This is a genomic window from [Pseudomonas] carboxydohydrogena (assembly GCF_029030725.1).
Classification (GTDB): Bacteria; Pseudomonadota; Alphaproteobacteria; order Rhizobiales; family Xanthobacteraceae; genus Afipia; species Afipia carboxydohydrogena.
The window spans coordinates 2,622,848-2,648,555 of the sequence record NZ_CP113162.1; the positions used below are offsets into that span (position 1 = coordinate 2,622,848).

The following is a 25,708-nucleotide window of genomic DNA, read 5'->3' on the forward strand; positions in this document are numbered from 1 at the left end:
ACTCACTCTGCCGCCTGACTTGGGATTGCCGGCTCGCGAATATCGAGGCCATAAAACTGTGCGGCGTTCTTCCACAGAATCTTGTCGCGTGTACCTGCCGGCAGCGAACGCGGGATCGCCGCATTCGGATCGTCGAAATCGAAATGCGGATAGTCGGTCGAGAACACGAGCAGGTCGTCGGTGCCCATCAAATCAATCAGCTTCATCCAGTCTTCGCCGGAGATGTCTTCCGTCGGCTGAGTAGAGAGCCGGAGCCGCTCACGGCAATGCTGACTCGGCAGCTTCTTGACCCACGGTATTTCAACGCGACCCTGACGATATTCGCGATCCATGCGCCACATCACATGCGGCAGCCAGCTGAACCCGCCTTCCAGAATCATGAAGCGGAGGTTCGGATAAGCATCGAACACGCCGTTGGCGATCAGGCTGATAACCTGCGGCATCAGCGAAATCGGAATCAGGCAATGCCGCTCCATGTAGTGAAGTCCCATACCGTAAGGACCCTGCGCAAACGTCGTGTGATGGAAGGCAACCATCATCTTGTTGCGTTCCGCCGCAGCAAAGATCGGGCGATACATTGGATGCCCATAGGCAATGTCGTCCACGACCGGCAGCATGACCTGCCGGATCTGAGGATGCGCAGCCATTCTGTCGATCTCGCGCGCCGCGGCTTCGGGATCACGAGCATTGATCTGCACGCTGCCGAGGAAGCGCTTGTCCTTGGAGATCCAGTGCTCCAGAACATAGTCGTTGTAAGCACTCGCCAGCGCGGTGGCGAGGCCATACTGCAACTTCAGTCCGGTGGGATAGAAGTACCCGGTCAACACTGCATGGGTCAGCTTGTACGGATCAAGGAGTTGATCACGCATAAGCCTGTAATCCGAGACGGAAGCAGAACCGTCGGCGCTCTTGACGTCGGCGCGGTTTCCGTTGCCTGGCGACGTATAGGCAAAAGGCTGACTAAACCCACGCCATGCGCCATTCGCGATCCAGCTCTTGTACGGTTCTGGAAGATACGGCACCAGATCCTTCAAGCTGGAAAAGCTCTCATGAACGTCGGTATCAATGATCGGCATAGTCGTCCTCGTTAGTTTATCGAACCGGATTTATTCAATTTGAATTGGCCACTGCTGCTTCCGTCATCTTCATCTCGGAACGTTTGCCGTTTGAAGAGCGGAGAATCATCATCTTCACCGCCGGAAACACCAGAGACAGCAACGCAAGGAACATCAGCGTTGCGCTGATTGGCGACCGGAAAAACATCGTCCAGTCGTCGTGGTACGTGATCATGCTGCGCGTGAATGAATCCTCGGCGATCGGGCCGAGAATGGAGCCGAGTACCATTGGAGCCACCGGTAGTTTGACCCGCTCCATGATCCAGGCGAGCACGCCAAAAATCACGACGACCCAGAGATCGGACATGCTGTTGCGGTCAGCGAAGGCGCCGATCAGCGCGAACATCGCGATAATCGCGATCAGGATTCCCGGCGGCACCTTGAGCACCTTGATGATCAGCCGGATCCAGACGAACCCCAACAGGCACATGCCGACCACCGAGACAAACATGGATGCCAGGATGGTGTAGACGGTCAGGGCAGATTCCGGATTCTTCAGCATGAAAGGTCCGGGCTGCACGCCGTGCAGCAGGAACGCCGCAAGGATCACCGCTGTTGCACCGCTGCCCGGCAGGCCTAGCGTCAACAGCGGCACCATGTGGCCCGCCACCGATGCCGTCGATGCGATCTGCGGCGCGACAATGCCTTCCGGAATGCCGGTGCCGATCTGCCGACCCCGTTTTCCGTATTGGCGTTCAACACCATAGGACACGAAGGAAGAGATCGTCGCACCCGCGCCTGGAATGAGGCCGAGCAACGTGCCGATCGTGGTGCTACGCGCGAGAGTTGCGCGCAGCCCCCACAATTCGGACCATGACGGCAAACTGGTTGCTGTGCTGCTTGCTCCCGGAAGCGATACGGACTTCGAGCCTTGCCCGATTTTGTCGAGTATCTCGCCAAAACCATACATGCCGACCAGTACCATTACGAACGGCACGCCGTTGATGAGCACATCCGAACCGAAAGTGAATCGCTCTGCGCCGTAGGTGGCGTCGACACCAATTGTTGAAACCAGCAGGCCGATACACATGCTGATCAGGGCATTCGGGAGAGACTTTCCCGCCAACGCGACCACGGTCGTCAAACCAAAGAAGACGGCTGCAAAATATTCCGGCGCACCAAAACTCAAAGCAACCTTGCTGAGTGGACCGGCAAGACTGACCATCACCGCCGATGACACCAATCCGCCAGTGAGCGCCGCGACCAGCGCCCAGCCGAGCGCCTTCGCAGCATCACCCCGCATCGTCATGCTCCAGCCGTCCCACAGCAGCGGGACGTCCATCGGCTCACCAGGAATTTTGTAAAGAATCGCCGTGTAACAGCCCGCATAAGTGCCGGACATATAGATGGCGGTGAGCAGAATGATCGAGGTTTCAAGGTTCATCGAATAAGTGAATGGCAGCGCGAGCACGACGCCCATGACAAGACCGAGACCGGGCAGCACGGATACAGCCATGCCCACGCACAGGCCGATCACCAGCGCAACCATGTCCTGCCATTTGAAGACTTCGGCGAAGCCCGCAATCAGAAGGTGAAAGGTATCCATTCGACTGTCCTCAGTTAGCGCCGACGAGCGTCATGACGATCAGGGATATTTTGGCGAATGGCCCCTTCCCGAGTGGCAGGGCGACATAGACCAGCTTCATGAAGAAGAATGAGAATGCGAAGCTGATGATCAGGGACAGCGACGCAAGAAGAGCCGGTTTGCGAACTCCGCCGATCCGCATCACCGCAGCGAGATACATGATGGTTGCAACGAAGAAACCGACGAGGTCGAATAACAGCAGATAACCGACCGTTGCCGCCGTTGCAGCTACAACCAGCAGCGGATGAGCTTCCATCCGCTGCGAGAATCCTTCGTCAGCCAGATCATCCTCACCAGCAACAACGGAGCGAGGCCTGACAGACACGACAATTCTTCGCAAGATCTCGAATACGCAGACAGCAATCAGCAACCCGATAATGATCTTGGGCCATCGCTCCGGTCCCATTTGACCGGAAATTTCGGTGTAAGAAATTTCGGAGGCGACGTGATAGAAAAAGATCGCGGCGCCGACGATGAGAACGTAAGGCCCGAGTTCACGGAGCCATTTCAGCGGAGACACAGGAGCGCCGGATGCGGCGCCCCCATGCGGCTTGTTAGACATTGCGTCATCAGACATGGCTGCGGACACTATTACTTGGCAGCAGCAGTGGCGGAGTTGGATTGCGACAGCGCACTCGCTTCGCTCAGCCAATCCTTCATGAACTTCACGCTGTCTTCAGAGCCGATGAAGCTGTCGGCTTCGGCGTACTGCAACTTAAGATAGTCGCGATACTCCTTGGCTTGCGCGACCTTGGCCAGCGCAGCGGACAAGGTCTTCACGACAGCAGGATCGGTGCCGGAACGGACGACGATGACCCGGAATTGCGGAAGAAAAACCTTGTAGCCAAGCTTGCCTGTGTAGGCGACGTCCTCAAATCCCGTGACCGGTTTCTTGCTGAAGAACAGCACAGGCTTGAGCTGATTGCCGTCAAGGAAGCTGCGGATGTCGCCAGCTTGCTCGTAGAGCAGATCGCTTTGTCCGCCGACAACCGACGCATAACGCATACCCGGCTCGGCAAACCCGACGCTCTGAAATTTCATACCCATGTTCTTGAAGAAGTTGACCGACATGTCGTCAGGGCTGCCATAGCCCGTGACTGCCATGCGCAATTCCTTGTCCGTAACGGCCTTCTTCACGTCATCCCAGGTCTGCAACGGGCCGGTCGCGCTCGAAAAAAAAACCCGACGACTGTTGGATCATCACTGCAAGCGGGGTGATCTGCTCGAGCTTGAAGCGGGAGTTCTTCGCGGCGAAAAGAGCGAAGGTGTCTCCGGTCATCACCTCGATGGTGTAGCCGTCCGCCGGCGAGGTCACGATTTTGGTCAGGCCGGTTTGCCCGGTCGCGCCCGGCATATTCACCACCGGCACAGATGTCTTCAGCTCAGGTTCGAGCAATCGGCTCACGATGCGTGCGACCTGGTCGGCGCCACCGCCAGCCCCCCAAGGCACAATGAACGTGATCGGGCGGGACGGATAATCGGCAGCCACGGATGCCGTCGGCGAACCGAGCGTGGCCGCAGCCAAACCCAGAGCGAAAGCCAGAGAAAGACCTCGCATTTGCGTACTCCCTGATTTGTTTAGGTTTTTTTGAAAGGCATTTTGCCGTTTTTGATCTCGATCAAAACTTGACAGTAAATCCCTGGGAAGTCTACAAAAAAATGGTACGATTTTTTTAAGAAAATGGAACGATGAAATGATGTCTGGAAGCCTTCCAAATTCCAAAATCGCCCTAGCCACCGCTAAATTGCGGCTTCCGCTCACGGTCCCGTACCGACTTGCGTTCGGGGAACAGACCCATTTCGACGTGCTGCTAGTCGCTGTTCTCAGCGACAGCGGTATCGGCTGGGGTGAAGCGACGATCCTCCCCGGCTACACTGACGAAACGATCGAGGAAGGCTGGTCGCTGGCGAAAGACCTGACCGATCGCTGCAAGACGACCGACGAACTTGTCTCGGTGTGCGATGAAATGCTGGACAGCGCCCCGTTCACCGCGACGGCATTCCTGACCGCGCTCGATTGGCTGGCTGACAACCCTATTCTGCAACGTAGCGGCCGCTTCGAATTGCTCGGCACCGTCAACGGCAAGGCCAACGATCGCGACAAACTCGAACAGGAAATCGAAACGCTGCTCGGCCGTGGCTACAAAACGCTCAAGGTCAAAATCGGCTGGGAGCCGGAAGCGGACCTGAAGCAGGTTGAGGTGATCCGCCAAATCGTGAGCGGGCGGGCAAAATTGCGTATCGACGGAAATCAGGGCTATGGTCGAGATCAGGCGATCCATTTTCTGAGTCGGCTCGAACCGCACGACATCGAGCTTGTCGAACAGCCTTGCGCAGCCGAAGACTGGGACGCAGCGGCAGCCATCTCGAAGATCAGCAAAGTGCCACTCATGCTCGACGAATCGATATACACCTTGAGCGACATAGACCGGGCAGCCGATCTGAAATGCGCCGATTACATTAAGCTCAAACTCATGAAACTGGGCCGGCTGAATACATTGAAAAGCGGTCTTCAGCAGATTTCGGATCGCGGCATGACAGCCGTTCTCGGAAACGGCGTTGCGACAGACCTCGGCTGCTGGATGGAGCTTTGCGTGGCACTTGGCAACGTGAAGACAGCCGGTGAAATGAACGGCTTTCTCAAAACCCCCGTTCAACTCCTTGAGCCGGTTCTGAAATGCGATGGAGCATCCGTCATTCTCGATGGAAGCATGCCGAAGATTAACTTAGATGCTGTGAAAAAACATGCCACCGATCGCGTCGGTGCATGGAAGGAATTGGACTAGCGTACCAGCTAACGGCTAAGACGATTTATGGCGACAAAAGAGAGCGATGAGACCGACAGCAAGATGACCGCGGTTCAAAAAGCCGCGCGTCTGCTTCAGGCCATTGCATCTGCCGAAGAACCGATGTCGCTCGCCGAACTTTCAGACCAGACGGAGATGCCAAAGCCATCGGTTCATCGCCTGTTGCTACAGCTTGAGGATGTCGGATTTGTCCAGCGCGATCTCAGCGGCAAGGGCTTCACGGTAGGCGCATCGTGGCTGCGCCTCTCGGTCGACGCTCTCGCGTCACAGGCGCGCCAGCCGATCGTGCGCGGCATTATGCAAAAGCTCGTCGATCAGGTGAAGGAGTCCTGCAACCTCTCGGTTTTACAAAATCACGAAGTCCTCTACCTTGAGCGTGTGGAATGCGATTGGCCGCTGCGCATGCAGTTGCAATCCGGTTCTCGCGTCCCCATCCATGCCACGGCCTCGGGCAAGCTGCTGATCGCCCAGATGTCGGAGAAAAACCGGCGGGCGCTTCTCAACAGTATTCACCGCGAGAAATTCACCGAAACAACCATCGTCGATCTGGATGAGATGGAGGAGGAATGCCGTACCATCCGGAAATACGACCTGTCGATGAACCGGGAAGAATATCACCGCGGGCTTATAGGCGTTTCGGTGCCGTTACGTCGCTCGGATAACACAGTGATCGCCACTCTTTCGATCCATGCGCCCAGCTTCAGAATGTCCGTGGAGACAGCGCTGAGTTATGCGCCTCTTTTAAAGAAAGCGGCGAAGGAAATCGTCACCGAGCTCGGGCTCTAGCAATGTCGGTTCGAGCCTTGAAAACACTTCTGGCAATACACGACGAAGGCTCATTTCAAGCCGCGGCCAAGCGACTCAACATGACGCTGTCTGCCGCCAGCATGCAGATGAAACAACTCGAAGAAGTTTATGCAACGGCCCTGTTCGACCGCTCCACTCGCCCGCCATCATTAACGAGTCTTGGAGTGAAGTTGGCCGAAGCAAGCCGGAGCGTTATTAGCGGGTATGAAGATCTTTCTCTTCTGTTGCGATCGGAAGCTCCACTTTCGGGCAGAATAAATCTTGGCATAGCAACGGCGAGCATCCGGTTGCTACCGCAGCTTACGAAAATCATGAAGGAGCGTTTTCCTGATCTCGACATCAATATCGAAAGTGCGATCTCTATAAAGTTGATAGAACGTGTATCACAAGGAGCGCTCGACGCGGCACTTCTCACCCCTCAGATTTTGAGCGATGATTTACTCGCCACGACCATTCTCACCGAGCCGATGGTTCTCGTCGCGGCGAAATCCAAAAGAAGCCAGCTTGCGATTAATCTTATTCACACGCATCCCTTCATCCTGTTCGATCCCCGAACCGGGATAGGGAAAGCCGTGGACGCATTTTTGACCCGGCAAGGGAATTTCTGCCGCAAAGTAACGGTGCTCGATTCGCTGGAGGCGATCGTGGAATTAGTCGCCCTCGACATGGGTGTAACGATCATACCCGAGCCGGAAGCAGCACGTTATGGACGCGGCCGCGTGGTCTGGACGAACGAATTGGGCAGCGAATTACAACGCAATCTAGCTTTGATCACACGCAGATCCGCAGGCTCACTACATCTGCATAAAACATTGGCAGATGCTTTTCACGCGGCGCTATCAGCCGATAGCCTCCTTCAAAAGGCGGCTACGTCGCCGCTATCCGAGGGCCAAAATCTTCTGAGTTGACGGTCGGGCTTCGATCCGCCTCCTGTGAGCCGCGATGAATGGAAACCTGTCGATGGGCCCCAGCTTCGCACGGTCTATCCAACGCGAGAACACCAGAAGATAGGGATCGGTGATCGTGAAACGCTCGCCGTGTACGAATGGCCTGCCATCTGCCAGTTTTTCTTCAATCATGTCGAAGAAAGCATGGATGCTCGGGCCGGATTTTTCGCGCATGGCCGCAGCGGCTGCATCACCTTCCCCGTATCTCGCAGGGCGAAAGATGTGAGCGAAAGCAACGTGAACCGACGTGGCCAGAAATGAATGGAAGGACTGCATTTCGGCCAACGTAAAGCTACTCCGCTCGCACTCCCCCATCAGTCCCGCATTCGGAAACTTTCGGCAAATGTAATACAGGATTGGAGGCGTCTCGGTCAGAATACCCTCGTCCGTGACAAGAGCAGGCACTCGCCCTTTGGGATTGACCTTTAAAAATTCTGGCGAACGCTGTTCGTTAATCTTGAAATCGACGAGTTGTGCATTGTATTCGCCTCCCGCTTCCTCAAGAGCGACGTGCGAGGCAAGCGAAACGGTATCCGGCGCATAGTAGAATTTAAGCATGAGGCCTGCCGAGACGAAGTAACCAGTTCATTTGAACAAGCTAGATCATGCTGTCAGCGAGCCAACAATGTAATAATTTTGAACCTTATCTTCAGGCTCGTTGAAATTCTATTCCGTCAAATGAGTATCATCAGCCGATGCGCGAGGAACAGCCGCTCAATGTATCGGTTAGCCGAGGCTGCGATGAGTAAATTGTCGCGGGAAAAAAGTGAATATCTATTCCCTCACCTCAAAGAGCAAAATCTTGAATCGAAATGCTTCAAAATCAAACAGATGCTGCGGAATTCCTGCTCTCACCAAACAGGGAATTTTGCTGAGTCGAACAATGAGTTGCACCCGGGGCACCTGGCTTTTGTTTCTCTAAATAGCAGCACCAGAGCTACCGCTGACCTCCGCCAACACCTCACACGATTGGATCGGGCCCATCGTATTCCGCCCAGCAATCGGGCGTCTCGTAGACTCTCACGCTGGAAAGTTGCGGCAATCGCGGCCTCGCCCTCTCCCATATCCAGATGGCGATGTTTTCGGCCGTAGGATTTTCCAATCCGGGAACCTCATTCAGACAATTGTGGTCGAGTATCTGGAGAAGCGGCTCAAACGCTTCTTCCACATCGAAAAAATCGACCACGAATCCCGTATGCGGATCGATGGACCCGTTCAGCAGCACTTCTATCCGGTAGGAATGACCGTGCATCCGATGGCAGCGATGGGCCGGCGAAACATTGGGGAGCCGGTGCGCGGCCTCGAACCTGAATGCCTGGGATATTCTCATCGGATACCAAAGTGTTGTGATACCCCGCGCACGGATTCATCCGAGCCGGCGGCTGACGTGGAATCAGATTAATGTCGGCCCATAATATAATGGGCGAGCGCCTGACGCCCGCCCATTCCGCTCCTGATTATCAACGATTCCGGCAACCGCCGATGATCGACCTTGCGTAGATACGTTCAGTGAAGCGCCGCGCTCTTTGTCGATGATGAGCCTTCTGCCCGCTGAGACTGGTCCAGAAGCACAGCCATCCGTTTGGCCGGGGCTGGCGGAATCTTCACCTGGCGCACCGCATAGAGATTCGGCGCAGTGTTTCCGACCGCGATCAGACCCACCATTCCCATCCCGAAATGCGGAAGGCAACGATAGCCATAGAGGCCCGGTGTCTGGAAGGTGACTTTCAATTCCTCTGAAAGTTTGCCCTTAAAAGGTTGCGCTCCATCCGGAAGCATGCCGGGAATCGTTTCCGCGTCGTGTCCCTTGTCCGTGGGGATGAAGCGAACCGTATCTCCGGGCTGAACGCGGAGAAAGGCAGGCTCAAACATCATGACCTGCCCGTCCGATCCCTTGTTCAACATCTTGACCTCAAAATCCGCTGCCTGGGCAGGAACCGAGAGCAAAGCGACACCCGCAATGCCGAGCGCCAACGCACAATACTTTTTCATGATCCGACTCCGTTATGGCCACAACCGTGGCTTCGGTGCCGCTGTTAGCGCAATTTCCGATGAGCCTTTTTGCTCTAGAGCAAGTTGCGTGACGAATCAGACATCTCCCCTGAGACGGTCCGGGAATGTTCGACCTTGCATCAGCGCATCGGCAAAGGCGTGATGAAGGTCACGGTGGATTGCCTCGTCTTCGAGCATGGCTATGACCATATCGCGAACTTGCGCTTCCGGCGCCAATCCCCAATAGGCAATTGCAGATTCCGGGGCCGGTTGCATCGCACGATCACCGGATTCGATTTGCAACAAATACTCTGAATATCCATGAACCGCCTGTTCGGCGAAATAAGCCGCCAAACGGTGCGCGACCCGGGCCGAGATCAGGTAGAGGAAAAAATAGAGGTTGTAGAAAATACCCTGTGCAAGAACGATCAGAAATCGCTCCCACGCATTCGGCCGCGCCAACGCAACAAACGCCATCAAATGGGTACGCTGGCTCTCCGCCTCGTCCATGAATGTCCGAACCCATCCGTTATCGTCGAGCATCCGCCGCAAACATTTCAGGTGAAGCAGGGTTGCCACAACCATCGGCGGCACGGCTGTCACCGTCTCCAGAACGATGACCTGATCGCCGTAGCGGCTGTTGAAGAAAGTATTCCCCGCCATCCAGGCGACCAGCCGCGCCATTCCAAATGCAATCCGATCGGGCATTGCCTCGGGGGTATGGTGGCGAAGCAGATTTGTCTTATCGATATTGAGCATATCTCGTACCCGCTGCCGCAGCCCTGAAGACGGTGAAAGCGATCTTCCGTGCGGACACGGCCATGGCGGACCTCGATTTCCCGCATTCTGAAACCTGACCTGTTGCAAACAGATGGTCTTTGTTCTCGCGCAAAGAACTGCACGTAAACATCGGCCCAAGCCGGGCGCATCCTTGTTTACCGCGCCGTATTATTGCGTTAGCGCAATCAATCAAGCATCGGAGTGAAGTACATTGCGATGGTGATCATTCATCGTCAGACCTGAAATCGACAAAGCCCGTCACATGGATCATCATTCCGACCTCAATATTCTCGGTCGGACCGAGTTGTTCCGTGATGTGCCTTCGGCGACATTGATCGAGATTCAATCTGCGGGATTTCGCACCAGGCTCGCTGGCGGAGAGGTGCTATTCCAGCAAGGCGACAGTGCATCATCCCTGTTCATCGTCATTGCAGGTCGCCTTCGCGCCACTCAAACGACTCCGGACGGGCAACAGATCATCATCCGCTATCTCGCTCCGGGGGAAACGGCCGGTCACGCCACGCTCGTTCGTGGCGTTGCCCATCCCAGCACAGTCACAGCTGTTGACGATTCTCATTTGATCGGCTGGACCAGCGATACGATCTGGAAAATCATGGAACAGCATCCGGCTGTCACCATGAACGCGCTTGCCGTGCTGTCGGCGCGTTACCATGAAATCCAGCTTCGGCTGCTTGAGCTTTCGACAGAGAAGGTCGAACGCCGCATCGGCCATACCGTCCTGAGGCTGGCAAACCAGGCGGGCCGCCGCACCGCACGCGGGATTGAAATCGCGTTCCCCCTGTCTCGCCAGGATCTCGCCGAGATGGCCGGCACGACACTTCATACAGTGAGCAGAATCCTCAGTAGATGGGAGGATCTTGGCATCGTCGATTGCGGGCGGCGTCAGGTGGTCGTGTGCAAGCCGAATATGCTGGAAACCATTTCCGACGAGTCGGGCTAGCCAGCGCACCGCCTCTCATTCCATTTCTATTGTGAAAGGAAAAGCATTGTCGCGATAGCCACCGACATGAAAGCAGCGGCGACCGCTCCCGGAAAATTCATCGCGCCCTTACGATACATGAAGACGATAAAGGCAAGAATTGCAGGAGTGGAAATGACCAGCCCGAGTTGTGCTTCGTTCATCGCATGCCTCCATAGGCCAGAAGTGCGCATTCGCCATGCGCAAGGGTGCAGCCAATGACATGAATGGCGAGAACCGATCCGCCAAGTATGACCAGATAAATCGAGAACAACAGACGCCATCCGCGCGACGTGGAACGCAGATCCAGAAAATAATTCAGGATCGCCGAAGCCTTGAAGCCCGCGACCGCGAGGATCAATCCCGCCTGAACAATGAAGGGCAGCAGACGACTTTGCGATGCAGCCACGCTCATCGTCGCGATCGTCAACGCGACCAGCACGATCCAGGTTTTTGCCAGCACCGCCACGGTCAATGCAACAGGTAGACGATCGGGTAAATCAGCACCCAGATCATATCGAGCATGTGCCAGAAGGCAGCGCCTGTTTCCATATTCTCCACGCTGTTGGCGAAGAATACGATTCCAAGGATCAGAAGTCCGAGCACGATATGCAATGCGTGGAAGCCGGTAATCATGAAATACAGTCTAAAGAATGTATTGGTTTCGATGCCGATTCCCTCGTTGAAAAGCTGCGTGTACTCCACACCTTTGATCGCGAGGAAGACCGTTCCAAGCACCATTCCCGCAACAAGAAGCAGCCTGCCATGCCCATTGTGCCGCCGTTGAAAAACAGCGGCGGCGACAAGAAAACCGCTGGTGACCAGCACAAGCGTATTGATCCCGGCAAGCAGCGTACTGAGGTGGGATCGCGAACTGTCGAACAATTGCGGATCCAGCACACGCGCGACGGAAAAGCCGAGAAGAAACACACCAAATACGGCGATTTCTCCGAGGATCAGAATCCACATCATTGGATTTCCAGGCAGAGCAGACAGCGGCCCCCAGTCGGCGGGCGCTGCCTCCACGTTGTCATTCAAATGCTGGATCAAGCCTGTCTCCACCATGCCAAAACAGTCGCGCCGCGAAACCCCGAGCGGGTTGCGCACAACTGACATGAGGCCCGACTTCCTTCTCCTTCCTTGTCCTGGCGCAAAGAGCAAAGCAAATTTTGCCTATATTCCGGCCGCGCCGGGCGACCGCTCCGGCAAATGAACACTGATGCTGCAAAATAATATGCGGGTCTCTGTCTTCACAAAGGAACGGCTGTTCAATGAGTGAGAGATTTACCAAAGCGGCCGCCAGAAATATTTTCTATGGGGGCTCGATCTTCTTTTTTATCGTCTTCGTCGGCCTGACGGCACAGACGCACTACTACATCCGCACATCCAGCACAGACGAGACGGCGCTGACGGACAGCGTTCGGCGCGGCAAGCATGTGTGGGAGAAAAATGCGTGCATCAACTGCCATACCCTGCTTGGCGAAGGTGCCTATTTCGCCCCCGAACTCGGGAACGTCTGGGTGCGTTATGGCGGACGCGAAGACGCCACCGGCGCACGGGAAGCGCTGACGGCCTGGATGCACTCGCAGCCGAGCGGCATCGAAGGACGCCGGCAAATGCCGGATTTCCACCTGAGCGACCAGGAAGTGAACGACCTGATCGATTTCCTGGAATTCACCAGCCGCGTCAAAACGCAAGGCTGGCCGCCGAAGACCTCGGGCTGAGGAGTCAAAGACAATGAAATATCCAACTCAACGGGTCGCTCTGGCCTACTTCACCTGCGCCATGCTTCTGTTCGGCGTGCAGATCATCTTCGGCACATTGGCGGGTACCGTCTATGTGTTTCCGAACTTCCTCGCCAACATCATCCCCTTCAACGTCCTGCGCATGATCCACACCAATGCGCTGATCGTGTGGTTGCTGATGGGATTTTTCGGTTGCGGTTACTACCTCATTCCCGAGGAGGCCGAACGCGACATCGAAAGCCCGTTCCTCGCCTATGTGCAGCTCGGCCTGTTGATGTTCGGCGCGCTGGCCGCGGTCGCAGGCTATCTCTTCGGTGTCCATGAAGGGCGCGAATTCCTTGAACAGCCGCTCTGGATTAAGGCCGCGATCGTCGTGGTGGCGCTGATCTATCTCTACAACGTCTCAATGACGATCCTGAAAGGCCGCAAGACCGCAATCGGCAACGTGTTGCTACTCGGCATGTGGGGCATCGCGGTATTCTGGCTGTTCGCCTTCTACAATCCGGGCAACATCGCGCTCGATAAGGTCTACTGGTGGTACGTCGTCCACCTCTGGGTCGAGGGCGTATGGGAGCTCGTGATGGCCTCCATCCTCGCCTTCCTGATGATCAAGATGACCGGCGTCGATCGCGAGGTGATCGAGAAGTGGCTCTATGCCATCGTCGGCCTGGCGCTGTTTTCCGGCCTGCTCGGCACCGGGCATCATTATTACTGGATCGGCGCTCCGGGCTACTGGCAGTGGATCGGCAGCATCTTCTCGACCTTCGAGGTCGCGCCGTTCTTCGCCATGGTGGTCTTCGCTTTCAACATGGTCTGGAAGGGCCGCCGCGACCATCCCAACAAGGCGGCGATGCTGTGGTCGCTCGGTTGCACCGTCGGCGCATTCTTCGGAGCCGGCGTGTGGGGCTTCATGCACACGCTGTCCTTCATCAACTATTACAGCCACGGCACCCAGGTCACCGCGGCCCACGGCCACCTCGCCTTCTTCGGCGCCTATGTGATGCTCAATCTGGCAATGATCTCCTACGCGATGCCTTATTTGCGCAACCGGAAGCCCTACAATCAGGTGCTCAATATGTGGAGCTTCTGGATCATGACGTCCGCCATGGCGTTCATGACCTTCACCCTCACCTTCGCCGGTGTCGTGCAGGTGCACCTACAGCGCGTGCTGGGCATGAGCTACATGGAGGTGCAGGACCAGCTTGTGCTGTTCTACTGGATGCGCCTCGGCTCCGGAGTGTTCGTCCTGATCTCGTGCCTGCTGTTTCTCTACTCGATCTTCGGGCCGGTGAAGGAGGAGCAACCGGCCCACATCAGCATGCCGCTGCAGCCAGCCAAGTAACGGCTTCAACGCCACGGGGAATGTGTCCATGTTGAAGAGCGTCAACACCGCGGAAAAAGCGACTGACTTGCCGTTCTATGCACCGACCGGCTCGGAATGCGAGATTTTCGAACACGCTTACCGCAATCGTCTGCCGGTCCTGCTCAAGGGACCGACAGGCTGCGGGAAAACCCGCTTCGTCGCCCATATGGCGGCGCGGCTCGGTCGCCCTCTTTATACTGTGTCGTGCCATGACGACCTGACCGCCGCCGACCTGACCGGCCGCTATCTCCTGAAAGGCGGCGATACCGTCTGGGCGGACGGCCCCCTCACCCGCGCCCTGCGCGAAGGCGCGATCTGCTATCTCGATGAGGTTGTCGAAGCGCGCAAGGACGTCACGGTCGTTCTGCATCCGGTCACGGACGACCGGCGCACATTGCCGCTCGAGCGCACCGGCGAACTGCTGCAGGCGCCGCCTGAGTTCATGCTCGTGGCGTCCTATAATCCCGGCTACCAGAATGTGCTGAAAACATTGAAGCCAAGCACGCGGCAACGTTTCCTGTCCATGGAGTTCGGCTTTCCCACGCTGGAAGCCGAAGCCGCGATCGTCTCTCATGAAAGCGGACTGCCGCAGGATCGGTGCATTCCTCTGGTCAAGGTCGCCCAAGCGCTGCGCGGCCTGAAGGGACAGGACATCGAGGAAGGTGCTTCGACGCGGCTGGTGGTTTACTGCGCCGTGCTGATCCGCGACCGCGTGGATTACGACACCGCACTACGCGTCGCCTTGATCGAGCCGCTGTCCGACGATCCGGAAATTGTGGATGGATTGAAGCGCGTCGCGCAGATCGCACTGGGATAGTCTTCCAATGTCCCTCTTCGAGCCGGAAGAGACGATCGGGCGATACTGGCATCGCCTGATCGGCTCGTCCCGCAGCTATCGCGGCTATCCCGACGCGGCTGTGACGCTCGAAAGCATGCGCACCCGCATCGGGCTATTGTTCCGAGCCTTCGGCGGCGACGGCGCCATTCGCATTGTGGCAGGCGCCGCAACTCATTCACAGCACAGGCTGAGCCTCAAGCAGGCCGTGGGTCTCGGGACCGAGGCGCTGGAGCGCCCGACACTTGATACCAGTACGCTACGCCTGCCTGCACGGATCGATCTGTTTCCCGACAGGCGCGACAACGAGGCGCTCTACGAGTGGCTGGCCGCATGGTTCGCCCATGCCACGGAGCCGCACCATGACAGCGATCCGTTGCGGAGCGATCTTTATCGTCTGCAAGCGGCGCTACGGACAACACATGCGGCGCTCGCAGCATGGCCCGGCCTCGCACCAATCTATGCGCAATTGCGAGCGGCAACGCTTCAGGTGAGGCCCAGGCGCAGGTTGCCCGAGGCGGAAGCCGAGATCGAGGCAGCGATCGTCGGCCTGCTGAACGCAACCTCACCGGAGCATGGTGGAATCCTACAGGCCATCGCCGCGAATACCGAATTCGATGGATTCGTCGCGCCGCTCGGTTACCGGACATGGCTGCCGGTGCCGATGTGGGGTGAGATCGCCGCTGATGGCGCCGGCACGCCCGATACCGAGGCCGACGATTCCGGCGGCGATGCCATCACGCCCGATGCCAAACGGCGCACCGGCATCAGGAAATCGACCGACCGCAGCGACAGGGGCGACCCGTTGATGCTGCATCGCTTCGAGACCATTTTCAGCCTTGCCGAAATGATCAACGTCAACCGCGAAGTCGAGGACGACGACGAGGACTCCGCCCGACAGGCCGCCGAAGACACGCCGGAGATGACGATCGGCTCCAACAAGAAGAACCCCGCAACGCGCCTGAAAATCGATCTCGATCTGACGCCGCGCGAGGCCGAAACGACGCCCCTGATTGCGGAACGGGTTTATCCGGAGTGGGACTGGAAGCGGCAAGCCTACCGCCCCGATTATTGCCGGGTGATCGCCGGGCCTGCGTCGGAAGAAGGCGAGGACTGGTCGGCGGATCCGCTCACGCAGCGGAATATCCGTTACGTGCGCCGTCAGTTCGAAGCCCTGCGGCCGCGCCGCCAAACCATCCACGCCCAGCCCGACGGCGACGATCTCGATCTGTCCATGCTTGTCAGGACGATCGCGGACCGCCGCGCCGGCGAAGCCGGGACTGACCGCGTATTCATCGATGCACGGCCGGCGGCGCGCGATTTCTCGCTCGCCGTCCTGATGGACGTTTCTCTTTCAACAGACGCATGGATGCAGGATCGCCGGGTTCTCGATGTCGAGAAAGGTGCGCTCCTGGCGCTGACGCACGGCCTCACGGCCTGCGGCGACGAACACGCCATCTATACGTTTACCTCGCGGCGGCGCACGAGCGTGACAGTCTCAACGATCAAGGAGTTCGACGAGCCTCTGGACCGGCGGACCATCCGCAGGATCGAAGCATTGACACCGGGGCAATATACCCGCATCGGCGCCGCCGTTCGCCATGTCGGCGCAGAACTGGCGCAGCGGCCCCAACGGCACAAGCTGCTGCTGCTGCTGACCGATGGAAAGCCTAATGACATCGATCACTATGAAGGACGCTATGGGATCGAGGATACCCGCATGGCGATTCGCGAAGCGCGAAAGGCCGGCCTGCGGGTGTTCGGCGTCACCATCGACGAGAACGCCCGCGATTACTTCCCGCACATCTTCGGACGCGGCGCCTATTCGATCGTCCGGGACATCGCGCGGCTTCCCGCAGCCCTGCCGGCGATCTATCGCCAGATCACGACATGACCCACGGCCGCGCGACACGCGCGCGGCGTTCCGTTTTGTATGTGACAAGCCGGTAGCGATCCCGCGTCAGGCGGCAGGCTTCAATTGCTCGAATGCGCGCACCACCATGCGCTTCAACCACGAGCGATCATCGCGAACGAGGCGGAATCCCAGATTGTCGGGCGGCGTGCCCGTGCTGCAACCGCCGCCCCGCGCATCGCGAATGAACGAGCTGACATAGCTGCGATGCGCACCCTGGACCACGCGCACGCCGCAATTTGTCGTAGCCTCGCCGACAGGACGATTCTTGGAATCCAGATCGTGCCGGATGAAGCAAGTGTCGGTCCATTCCCAGACATTCCCGGCAACATCCAGCAAGCCGTTCTCGTTGATGCCAAAACTGCCGTTCGCGCGCGGCCTGCGGTCGCCATTGCGCTCGCGCGCGGATTCCTGCTCGTATTTGGCAAGCCAGCGCTGGCTGAAATCCGTCGTATCGGTTTCGATCGCATCGTCCTTGGCGCGCGTTCCGGCGGCAAAAACCCATTCCTCGTCCGTCGGCAAGCGCCACACTTCGCCGGTCTTCCCGGACAGCCATTGCGCATAGGCGATGGCATCCTCCCAGCTTACGCCGGTCACCGGAACGTCGGATCGCAACGAACCGGCCTGCTCGATCGTCCGGCAAGCTCCCTCCCGCACGCAACGGCCGAAGTCCGCTTCGCTGACCTCTGTCTTCATGATGACCAGAGGGCTCGAAAGCCGCGAGCGAACCAGCGGCGCGTTCACCGGCATCCGGCCGCGGCTGAAATCGCCTGCGACGCGATAAGAGAATTCCGCAGGCGCAAGCGTGACGGTGTCGATCGCAGTCACCGGCTGGTCGGCAGCCCGATGAAAAACCAGAGGTGCCCCGGCCGCAGCCAACGGCAAAAACGAGGCCAGTGTAATCTTGAGCATGGCTTTCGTCGAAAACAGAGTCATCATGATGCCGAGCCTCCATCGGCAGTTTCCCGCGAAAGCGAGAAACTGCCTGCCTTCATCGCGCTATCAGATGTTCCCCTGATGCCTTTGCAAGGCACCAAGTTTGTCGGTCGGCTTGATCGGAGACGGCGGCTGAACCTGCTTCATCAGGTCGTCATCCCACTTGCCCTCGACCTTGAATTGCGCGGTCGCGCCAAGCTCCACAGCCTCGATCAGGTTGTGATTCACATATGCGTAGATGCCCGGCTGACGGAACGTATAGAGTGCTGCACCCGCCGAGCCTCCACGAATGAACCACGTCTCGAGATCCTTCTCGGGCGGATTGGCGAACTTGCCCGTCTCCCACACATAGTCGCCGTGCCCGCCGATCAGATGAGGCCGCGTATCCCGGTTTGCCTGGGAATGGATCATCAACACCCTCTCCCCGACCTTGGCCTGAAGGGCATTCTTGCCGGTGAGTGAATCGACCCGGCCGTTGAACACTTCATGGGTGGGAATGAGCTTCCGCATCACTTCGACCGTGTCAGGATAGGAATCCCCCGCCGATGCATAGGTCTTGTACTTGCCCTTGTCGTCGCGCGGCACGTAGAAGTCCTGCTCGCCGATGTAGTACGCCTTGTCGTAGTGCAACGGCTTCCCGGCCTCGTCCTTCAGTCCATCGCGCGGCAGCACCATGATGGCGCCGTTCATGCCGGAGACGACATGCCAGGGAATCATCGAGCCGCCCGGCGCGCAGTGATAGACGAACACGCCGGCACGAGTTGCCTTCCATCGCAACACCACCTGTTCGCCGGGATTGATCAACGTCAACGCGCCGCCGCCGAGCGCGCCAGTGGACGCGTGGAAGTCGATGTTGTGCGCCAGGGTGTTGGTGCTGGGATTGACCAGCGTCAGCTCGACATAGTCGCCCTGATGCACCACCATCATCGGGCCCGGCACTGAGCCATTGAAGGTCATGGCGTGAATTTTGGTACCGTCATTGTCGATCACCAGCTCCTTCTCCTGAACCTCCATCCTGAACTGGATGACGCTGGGAGGAGCTTTGGTTGCCTGCTCGTGCGGATGAATGAAGGGCGGCGCGACCAGATTGACCTTGACGTGCGGCAGGGACGACAAATCCTGCGCCAATGCCGGCGCTGTGACGAGAAGCGCCGAAGCAGCGGCACACACGAGCATATTACGGCGGGTAAGCATGACAACCTCCATCACGGTCTTTCTTTAATTTCGTGACGGACAATCCTCCAAAAGACCCACCCCTTCTTTGTGGAACAGCAAATTCAACGAACTAAAATAGCCCGATACCGGATACCTGCCATATCCATGGATACGATATAATTTATCGAACGCCCGCGCACGCACCGGATTGCGCATATGATTTTGAGCGGCACGATTTTGAATCGACAATCTCCGTGCACGCGTTCGCGACTGGCATCCGGAGGCTCGCTCAACCGGATGCTCACTCAAACCGACGCCCCTCAACATTAGCGATCGAGAATTGATCCGCATCAATGACAGGATCGCGGAATCAGTTTTCCTCGGCAGATTCAGATTCATTCTAAAAGATATATTTGTCGTGTTTCTTTTAGAATAAATCGAAATGCGCTCGCAGATACTTGCCGCACTCCGAAAGCTCAACAATACATCGTGGAGCGACGGGGGAGCTGCATGACGAAACATCATCACACGACAAGGCACATCGGCGGATTGAGCGTGATGTGCTGCATGACTGCCGCATATCTGGGGACTGCCGGCACTGTCCATGGGCAATCGGCAACGCCGGGGACGGCTATCGCACTCGACCCGATCGTCGTTCAGGCTCCGAAACAATCGAAACCGAAGCCTTCATCCGCGTCGAAGCGGACTGCAAGATCGGCACGGACTACTCCTGCCGTGACACCTTCCCCACCCAAAACCACATCCGAGCAAACACAGGAGATCGTGCGGGTGCGTTTCGATGTTTTGCCGGGCGGCGTCGCACTTATCCCCCGGGGGGAATTGCCCGACACCGGCAACCTCACGATTTCCAAGGCACTCAACGATGTTCCAGGCGTCGTGGTCCAGGATTTCTTCGGCGGCAACGATCAGCCGCGCATCCAGATACGCGGGTCGGGTCTTCAGCAAAATCCGGTACAACGCGGCATCCTGGTGTTGCAGAACGGATTGCCCCTCAACCGCGCCGACGGCTCCTACATCGTCGGTTTCGCCAATCCGCAACAGGCTCAGGCGATCGAAGTCTATCGCGGCTACATGGCCAATCGCCTCGGCGCGACGGTGAACGGCGGCGCGCTCAATTTCGTGTCGCCGACCGGATCGAACGCGCCCGGCGTGCAATTCTCGACGAGCGGCGGCAGCTTCGGACAGATCAACACCAGCGGGCAGGCCGGCTACCGGCAGGGCAATGTCGACAGTCTGTTCCAGTTCGACACCAGCCACCGTGATGGCTTCCGCGACTATAATTCATCGGACCGCGTCAACGTCGGCGGCAATGTCGGCATAGCGATTTCCGAGAACGTGAAGACGCGTATCTTCATGGGCTATACGAAGCTCGACTTCGACGTCGCCGGCCCGCTGACCAAGAGTGCGATGTATGCCGATCCGCGCCAGGTCTTCACGGGCCCAACCGCGGTGCCGGGCGGCGCCATCAATCCCGGTCCAAACGTGGTGCGCGACCGGCCATATCGCGATGCAAGCCAGTTCCTTGTCGGCTCGCGCACCACCGCAACCTTCGGCGCGCATTTGTTCGATTTCGCAGCCGGCTACACCTACACCGACGACACGTTCCGCTATCCGATTTCATCGGGCGTGCAGACGACGCGCGGCGGCGATTTCACCGGGCTCGTGCGTTATGCCTACAATCCCGCCGCTGCCCTGCTGCCGTTGTTCGAAACCACGGCGCAATACACCATCGGCTCGGCCGACCGCGGCTATTACCTCAATCAGGGAGGCCAGACCGGCGCGATGTTTGGCCAAAACGATCTGAGTGCCCAGACACTGGCGCTGTTCGCCGGGTTCAACGTGCCGGTGTGGCACCAATTCACGCTGTCGCCGGCCATTTCCTATGCCTATGCAACGCGCGACAACAACGATCTCTACCGTCTCGCGACGCGGCCGACGATCGCTTACAACCCCGCCAATCCCACGGTGCTTTTGCCGAATGGCGCGCTCCCGACAAAGGACACAAGCTATGCGCGCACTTATAACGGCTGGAGCCCAAGCATCGCTTTCTCCTACCGCCCTGACAAGCTGCAAACATTCTTCATCGCAGGCAGCCGCAGCTTCGAGCCGCCGACGCAGGACGATCTGCTGGCAACCATCAACGGCACACCCAATACAAGCGCGGGGCGGCCGAACCCGGCCGATCCAACCGTGGCGGCCGCAGTGTTCACGACCCCCGATTTGAAAGCACAGACCGCGACCACCGTGGAAGGCGGCTGGCGCGGCCGCGCGGATCGCACCTCCTGGGATGCCGTGGTGTATTACTCATGGCTAGACAACGAATTGCTCAGCCTGCGCGATGCCACCGGCGCGTCGATCGGAGCCATCAATGCCGGTCACACCACGCATTTCGGCGTCGAACTCGGCGCCGGCGTGAAACTCACCGAGCAATGGTCGGCCCGTTTGGCCTACACCTATCAGGATTTCCGTTTCGTCAACGATCCACTGCGCGGCAATAACCATCTCGCGGGTGCGCCGTCGCATCTTGTCCACGCACAACTGCAATTTCAGGCAACCGATGCGTGGATGCTACAGGGTGCCGTACGCTGGAGCCCGGCAAAGATGCCGGTCGACAACATGAACACGCTTTATGCCGATCCGTTTGCGGTTGTCGACCTCCGGACGGAATACAAGATCAACAAGAGCTTCCGCATCTTCGGTGAGGTCACCAACCTGTTCAACAAAGTCTACGCATCATCGACGCTGGTCGTCGATCAGGCACGTCCGGACCAGGCGGCATTCTTGCCGGGCGACGGGCGCGGCTTTTACGCGGGCATCAAGGCGAAGTTCTAGATGGAGGAATTTTCTTGCTCCCTACAGGGCGGCCGTCCCCACGCACTTCGCAAACAGATCTGTCAAAGACGAGCCTTCCGGCTCAATGCCAATGGGCGCATTTTGAGGTCTGGCCAATGCCGGGGTTGAAACTATTGGTCGGATCGAGCTTTCGATAGAATCCCGCCAATTCAGGCTTGGCGTGATACAGGTGACCGACATTGTGCTCGGCTGGGTACTCCGCCCCTCGCTCGTCGAGCAGACTCCACATCTCGTGCTCCAGCGCGAGACAATCATGGCCTTTTTTCACCACGTAGTCCTGATGGAAAACGTGACAGAAAAAGTGACCATAATAGAGCTTCTTCTCGATCTTCGCGTCCATCTCCGCCGGCAGGTGCTCGACCCAGTCGCGATCGTTGCGGCGTAGCGCGATGTCGAGGGCGACGATGTCTTCGACCTCGCGGGCATGGATCGCGCGATAACGCACCGCCGCTCCCGCCACCGCAAAGCGGTGCAGAAGCGCGGCGGTGCCTTCCTTCGGTGTGCACTCGAACATGTCGCCGTGAGCAGAAGGAAAGATGTCGCTCAAATAATTGCGCGCTTCGGCGATACCTGCGCCGCCCATACGCAGAAGCAAGTGATGTTCGTAGCGATCGCGGAAATCGTTCATTCTTGGCGGCAAATGCTGCGGCATCAGCCGGGCCAGACCTTGCGCGAGGCGGTCCGAGATCGTCGTGCCAAGCCCCAGGCGCTCGGTCAGCGCATCGATGCGGGCCTTGGTGGCGAAGAACGCGGGCATCCGGTTGGTGCCCACCTTCTGAATGAACAGAAAGGTGTCCTTGCCGTATTTTGCGGCCACGTCATAGGCTTCACGATGGATATATTCACCGCTGATCGGCAGGTTCTGGAAGTCGGCAAGGATGTGCCTGCGAATTTCCGTCAGCTCAGCCGCATCGTTCGTGCCTATATAGAAGACGGCCGTATCCTTTTCAGCCTCGAACGTATCAAGCCGCACGGCGAAAACGGCGAGCTTGCCCGCACACCCTACCGACTCGCGAAGCCGGCGCGGATCGGCATTGAACCGCGCGGGCGTCTCCGCCTCGATGTCGCGAACATGCGTGACGTATTCACGGTCCGAGGCCCAGGCGCTTGTCGGGGCCGAAGCAGGCAGATCGCCGCGCTCGACGCGCGACAGGATTTGTTCGGGATCGTTCCCCAAATCCAGCCCGAGATGATTGACGAGCCCGACCGAACCGTCGGCACATACCTCGGCATAAAGGCTCATCTCGGTGTAGGCAGGTCCGCGCTGGATCAGCGCGCCGCCCGAATTGTTGCAGATACCGCCCAGCACCGAGGCCCCGATGCAGGATGAGCCGATCACCGAATGCGGCTCTCGCCCCAGCGGACTTAGTTGCTTCTCCAGCGAATCCAGCGTCGCGCCGGGCAAACAGAGCACCTGCCGCCCATCTTCGATCAGGTGAATGCCCTTCAGACGCATCACACTGATCAGCACGATCTCGCGATCATAGTCCTCCCCCCAGGGAGTCGAACCACCCGTCAATCCGGTATTCGCCGCCTGGAAGATCACCACGCGTCCAGCCTCGACGGCCGCATTCAGCACCCGCCACATCTCGACCAGAGAGCCAGGACGCACCACCGCCGCCACCGGACCACCGCCGCAGCGAAAGCCGCGCGTATAGCGCCGCGTCTTTCGGCCCACGGTCAACACATGAGTTGCACCGACGATAGCACGCAGACGATCCAGCAGAACGGCGCGCGACGGGACATCCCCGGTCTTAATTTCGGTCATGACGAGTTATTTCCTCTACCAGCAAACAAACGCGGCAATAACGCCGTCGCGAGATCAAGGCCGTGGTCAATGCTTCAACCTGGCTCTTGTATTGCACTCGCGATATCCGTGACGATCGCACTGACATCGTTGATACTGTTGTTCATCGCATCCATGGCACGCCGCATCTCGTTGGCCGCGCCTTGCACCTTGCCAACCTGACTGCCGATATCGGTCGTTGCCTTGGCGGTCTGACCCGACAGCAGCTTCACTTCCTGAGCGACGACAGCGAATCCGACGCCCATATCTCCGGCTCGCCCGGCCTCGATTGTCGCATTCAGCGCCAATAAATTCGTTTGCTTTGCAACCTTGCCGATGGTGGTGGCAACGTCTCCGATCCGCGACGTCGTCTCGCTCAGAAACAGCATGGCTTTGGCGGCCTCCTCTGCTGCTTTGGCTGCTACCGCCGCGACACCCGTTGCTTTCGTCACCTGGCGCGAGATGTGATTGGTTCGGCTCACGTCTTGTATGCGCAGAGCGATCACGGATCCCACAAGGCTGGTAATGATATAGGCGAAGGGCCGAACCGCATCGAGCGGACCGGCAAGGCCATAGGAGCCGATACGTTTCCCGTCGATATTGACGGGCATGTTGATGCCTTCCCGCATACTGCCGTTGCTGGCAGCAGCCATATCGGCGGTGACTTCGAACTGATCCACCTCCCCGCCCATCACCCGCGCGGCCGCCGCATGTACGGTTCCAATCCGTTCACGCAGATTGGAGGCCAGAATGACGCCTCTTTGCCCCATGAAGGAGCAGTCAAACCCCATCTTCTCCGCAACCAGATCGCAGATCTGTTGGGTATGAGAAAGATCAATGGTTTCGGATAGCTCGTCGTGACAGTCCAGCGGTGCAATCAAGGAACATCTCCTTGTCTCAATGCAGGGCGTTATCTGAAGCGCAGATTTTCTCGTGATAGCTGGCTGATCGAGGTGCATCCCATCAGCTTCATGTCGCGCTCGAGTTCAACCCGCAGCAGGCCAAGCGCACGCTCCACACCGGATTGGCCGGCGGCGGCAAGCGGATAAAGATAGTAGCGCCCAAGGCCGACCGCTTTCGCACCAAGCGACAATGCCTTCAGGATATGCGTTCCGCGCTGGATGCCCCCGTCCATCATGACGTCGATCCGGTCTCCGACCGCATCGACGACTTCAGCGAGATGATCGAACGGCGCGCGCGAACCATCGAGCTGGCGGCCACCATGATTTGAAAGGATGATCCCCGCGCAGCCGATATCCGCCGCACGTTTCGCATCTTCGACCGACATGATGCCCTTGAGGCAGAACGGCCCGTTCCAGTTGCGCACCATCTCGGCCACATCGTCCCAGTTCATCGAGGGATCCAGCATGTCCGTAAAATAGCGGCCGATCGACATCGCGCCGCCGCTCATGTCGACGTGATCTTCCAGTTGCGGCAGCCTGAAGCGCTCATGGGTGACATACTGGAGGCCCCACATCGGCTTGATCGCAAATTGCAGCATGCCGGCAAGCGTCAGGCGGAAGGGGATGCTGAACCCCGTGCGCAAATCGCGCTCGCGGTTGCCGCCGGTGATGCTGTCCACCGTCAGCATCATGACGTCGACGCCCGCCTCCTTGGCCCGTTGCATCATGGCATGATTGAGACCACGGTCCCGGTGGAAGTAGAACTGATAGATTTGCGGCGTGTCGTGCGTTTCGCGCAACTCCTCGAGGCTCACCGTGCCAAGGGAAGAGACTCCAAACATCGTCCCAAGCCCCGCGGAAGCAGCTGCGACCGCGCGTTCGCCCCGATAGTGAAACAATCGCTGTAGCGCCGTCGGCGAACAGTAGAACGGTGTCGCGAGCCTCTGACCCATCACAGTGACTGAGAGATCGACCTCCCGCGCGCCCCGCAACACGTTCGGAACGAGATCGCAATCCTCAAAGCTCGTGGTGTTGCGGCGCTGGCTGCTTTCGTCGTCCGCGCCGCCGTCGATGTAGTTGAAAATCGGCCCGGGGAGGCGCTGACGCGCAAGCCGCCGGAAGTCATGGAAGTTGTGACATTGGTTCAGGCGCATGATCTCCAGACCATCGTTGGGCAATAAAGGGGGT

The 25,708-nt window shown here is 58.2% G+C and carries 26 protein-coding genes; 9 read left to right on the top strand and 17 right to left on the bottom strand.

All coding sequences use genetic code 11. The features are described from left to right. Positions 1 to 2: 2 nt before the first annotated feature. The 5 genes from AFIC_RS12660 to AFIC_RS12680 are packed head-to-tail and all read right to left on the bottom strand — an operon-like array spanning position 3 to position 4,258. The gene (locus AFIC_RS12660) at positions 3 to 1,076 is read right to left on the bottom strand and encodes an amidohydrolase family protein (RefSeq protein ID WP_275246591.1); all 1,074 of its coding nucleotides are present in this window, start codon (positions 1,074 to 1,076) and stop codon (positions 3 to 5) included. A gap of 34 nt (positions 1,077 to 1,110) precedes the next feature. After that, on the bottom strand, positions 1,111 to 2,661 hold the full coding sequence (locus AFIC_RS12665; protein ID WP_275246592.1) for a tripartite tricarboxylate transporter permease: 1,551 nt from the start codon (positions 2,659 to 2,661) through the stop codon (positions 1,111 to 1,113). A gap of 10 nt (positions 2,662 to 2,671) precedes the next feature. Continuing rightward, positions 2,672 to 3,262: a tripartite tricarboxylate transporter TctB family protein gene (locus AFIC_RS12670; protein ID WP_275246593.1), complete on the bottom strand. Its 591-nt coding sequence runs from the start codon at positions 3,260 to 3,262 to the stop codon at positions 2,672 to 2,674. Between the two features lie 29 nt (positions 3,263 to 3,291). Beyond that, entirely contained in the window at positions 3,292 to 3,837 is a 546-nt protein-coding gene (locus tag AFIC_RS12675) for a type 2 periplasmic-binding domain-containing protein (protein WP_275246594.1), read from the bottom strand. 1 nt (position 3,838) lies between these two features. Then, positions 3,839 to 4,258 (bottom strand): Bug family tripartite tricarboxylate transporter substrate binding protein, encoded by a 420-nt coding sequence (locus AFIC_RS12680; protein ID WP_275246595.1) that lies wholly within the window; start codon positions 4,256 to 4,258, stop codon positions 3,839 to 3,841. A gap of 136 nt (positions 4,259 to 4,394) precedes the next feature. Here AFIC_RS12680 and AFIC_RS12685 point away from each other — a divergent pair, with 136 nt between their 5' ends. From AFIC_RS12685 to AFIC_RS12695, 3 genes are read left to right on the top strand one after another with little or no spacing between them, the layout of a single operon-like run. Next, on the top strand, positions 4,395 to 5,486 hold the full coding sequence (locus AFIC_RS12685; RefSeq protein WP_275246596.1) for a mandelate racemase/muconate lactonizing enzyme family protein: 1,092 nt from the start codon (positions 4,395 to 4,397) through the stop codon (positions 5,484 to 5,486). Positions 5,487 to 5,513: 27 nt separating this feature from the next. Further along, positions 5,514 to 6,293, top strand: coding sequence for an IclR family transcriptional regulator (locus AFIC_RS12690; protein ID WP_275246597.1), 780 nt, complete (start codon positions 5,514 to 5,516; stop codon positions 6,291 to 6,293). 17 nt (positions 6,294 to 6,310) lie between these two features. Then, positions 6,311 to 7,222, top strand: a complete 912-nt coding sequence (locus AFIC_RS12695) for a LysR family transcriptional regulator (protein ID WP_275246598.1) — start codon at positions 6,311 to 6,313, stop codon at positions 7,220 to 7,222. On the opposite strand, the gene AFIC_RS12700 is transcribed toward AFIC_RS12695, so the two are convergent. The 4 genes from AFIC_RS12700 to AFIC_RS12715 all read right to left on the bottom strand — a co-directional run bounded on the left by AFIC_RS12700 (position 7,193) and on the right by AFIC_RS12715 (position 10,012). Continuing rightward, positions 7,193 to 7,819, bottom strand: a complete 627-nt coding sequence (locus tag AFIC_RS12700; protein ID WP_275246599.1) for a glutathione S-transferase family protein — start codon at positions 7,817 to 7,819, stop codon at positions 7,193 to 7,195. The two genes, AFIC_RS12695 and AFIC_RS12700, sit on opposite strands and share 30 nt — an antisense overlap. A 403-nt stretch (positions 7,820 to 8,222) precedes the next feature. Beyond that, positions 8,223 to 8,591 (bottom strand): 6-carboxytetrahydropterin synthase QueD, encoded by a 369-nt coding sequence (gene queD / locus AFIC_RS12705; RefSeq protein ID WP_275246600.1) that lies wholly within the window; start codon positions 8,589 to 8,591, stop codon positions 8,223 to 8,225. A gap of 176 nt (positions 8,592 to 8,767) precedes the next feature. Further along, positions 8,768 to 9,253, bottom strand: coding sequence for a pseudoazurin (locus AFIC_RS12710; RefSeq protein WP_275246601.1), 486 nt, complete (start codon positions 9,251 to 9,253; stop codon positions 8,768 to 8,770). Between the two features lie 96 nt (positions 9,254 to 9,349). After that, on the bottom strand, positions 9,350 to 10,012 hold the full coding sequence (locus AFIC_RS12715; protein WP_275246602.1) for an alternative oxidase: 663 nt from the start codon (positions 10,010 to 10,012) through the stop codon (positions 9,350 to 9,352). Positions 10,013 to 10,295: 283 nt separating this feature from the next. On the opposite strand from AFIC_RS12715, the gene AFIC_RS12720 reads away from it, so the two are divergent. Beyond that, positions 10,296 to 10,994: a Crp/Fnr family transcriptional regulator gene (locus AFIC_RS12720; protein ID WP_275246603.1), complete on the top strand. Its 699-nt coding sequence runs from the start codon at positions 10,296 to 10,298 to the stop codon at positions 10,992 to 10,994. Between the two features lie 26 nt (positions 10,995 to 11,020). Here AFIC_RS12720 and AFIC_RS12725 read toward each other — a convergent pair whose 3' ends face one another. From AFIC_RS12725 to AFIC_RS12735, 3 genes are read right to left on the bottom strand one after another with little or no spacing between them, the layout of a single operon-like run. Further along, positions 11,021 to 11,176 (bottom strand): hypothetical protein, encoded by a 156-nt coding sequence (locus AFIC_RS12725; RefSeq protein WP_275246604.1) that lies wholly within the window; start codon positions 11,174 to 11,176, stop codon positions 11,021 to 11,023. Further along, positions 11,173 to 11,481 carry a cytochrome C oxidase subunit IV family protein gene (locus AFIC_RS12730; protein WP_275246605.1) on the bottom strand — a complete coding sequence of 103 codons (309 nt, stop codon included), beginning with the start codon at positions 11,479 to 11,481 and terminating at the stop codon, positions 11,173 to 11,175. The genes AFIC_RS12725 and AFIC_RS12730 overlap by 4 nt, the downstream gene beginning before the upstream one ends. Positions 11,482 to 11,483: 2 nt before the next feature. Then, positions 11,484 to 12,128 carry a cytochrome c oxidase subunit 3 gene (locus AFIC_RS12735; protein ID WP_275246606.1) on the bottom strand — a complete coding sequence of 215 codons (645 nt, stop codon included), beginning with the start codon at positions 12,126 to 12,128 and terminating at the stop codon, positions 11,484 to 11,486. A gap of 155 nt (positions 12,129 to 12,283) precedes the next feature. Here AFIC_RS12735 and AFIC_RS12740 point away from each other — a divergent pair, with 155 nt between their 5' ends. Genes AFIC_RS12740 through AFIC_RS12755 form a run of 4 tightly spaced genes read left to right on the top strand, consistent with a single transcriptional unit; the run spans position 12,284 to position 16,849 of the window. Continuing rightward, entirely contained in the window at positions 12,284 to 12,736 is a 453-nt protein-coding gene (locus AFIC_RS12740; protein WP_275246607.1) for a c-type cytochrome, read from the top strand. Positions 12,737 to 12,749: 13 nt separating this feature from the next. Next, the gene (locus AFIC_RS12745; RefSeq protein WP_275246608.1) at positions 12,750 to 14,099 is read left to right on the top strand and encodes a cbb3-type cytochrome c oxidase subunit I; all 1,350 of its coding nucleotides are present in this window, start codon (positions 12,750 to 12,752) and stop codon (positions 14,097 to 14,099) included. A 28-nt stretch (positions 14,100 to 14,127) separates the two neighbouring features. Beyond that, positions 14,128 to 14,937, top strand: a complete 810-nt coding sequence (locus AFIC_RS12750) for a CbbQ/NirQ/NorQ/GpvN family protein (RefSeq protein WP_275246609.1) — start codon at positions 14,128 to 14,130, stop codon at positions 14,935 to 14,937. Between the two features lie 7 nt (positions 14,938 to 14,944). After that, on the top strand, positions 14,945 to 16,849 hold the full coding sequence (locus AFIC_RS12755; RefSeq protein WP_275246610.1) for a nitric oxide reductase activation protein NorD: 1,905 nt from the start codon (positions 14,945 to 14,947) through the stop codon (positions 16,847 to 16,849). A gap of 66 nt (positions 16,850 to 16,915) precedes the next feature. Here AFIC_RS12755 and AFIC_RS12760 read toward each other — a convergent pair whose 3' ends face one another. Further along, entirely contained in the window at positions 16,916 to 17,806 is an 891-nt protein-coding gene (locus AFIC_RS12760) for an SUMF1/EgtB/PvdO family nonheme iron enzyme (RefSeq protein ID WP_275246611.1), read from the bottom strand. A gap of 63 nt (positions 17,807 to 17,869) precedes the next feature. Next, positions 17,870 to 18,997, bottom strand: a complete 1,128-nt coding sequence (gene nirK / locus AFIC_RS12765) for a copper-containing nitrite reductase (protein ID WP_275246612.1) — start codon at positions 18,995 to 18,997, stop codon at positions 17,870 to 17,872. Positions 18,998 to 19,516: 519 nt separating this feature from the next. On the opposite strand from nirK, the gene AFIC_RS12770 reads away from it, so the two are divergent. Next, complete coding sequence (locus AFIC_RS12770; RefSeq protein WP_275248724.1) at positions 19,517 to 21,811, top strand: TonB-dependent receptor family protein; 2,295 nt, start codon at positions 19,517 to 19,519, stop codon at positions 21,809 to 21,811. Positions 21,812 to 21,893: 82 nt separating this feature from the next. On the opposite strand, the gene dld is transcribed toward AFIC_RS12770, so the two are convergent. The 3 genes from dld to AFIC_RS12785 form a co-directional block, all read right to left on the bottom strand. Then, on the bottom strand, positions 21,894 to 23,600 hold the full coding sequence (gene dld / locus AFIC_RS12775; RefSeq protein WP_275246613.1) for a D-lactate dehydrogenase: 1,707 nt from the start codon (positions 23,598 to 23,600) through the stop codon (positions 21,894 to 21,896). A 74-nt stretch (positions 23,601 to 23,674) separates the two neighbouring features. After that, on the bottom strand, positions 23,675 to 24,499 hold the full coding sequence (locus AFIC_RS12780) for a methyl-accepting chemotaxis protein (protein ID WP_275246614.1): 825 nt from the start codon (positions 24,497 to 24,499) through the stop codon (positions 23,675 to 23,677). Between the two features lie 29 nt (positions 24,500 to 24,528). Then, a complete protein-coding gene (locus AFIC_RS12785) occupies positions 24,529 to 25,674 on the bottom strand; it encodes an alpha-hydroxy acid oxidase (protein WP_275246615.1) in 1,146 nt (381 codons plus the stop codon). Positions 25,675 to 25,708 lie beyond the last annotated feature (34 nt).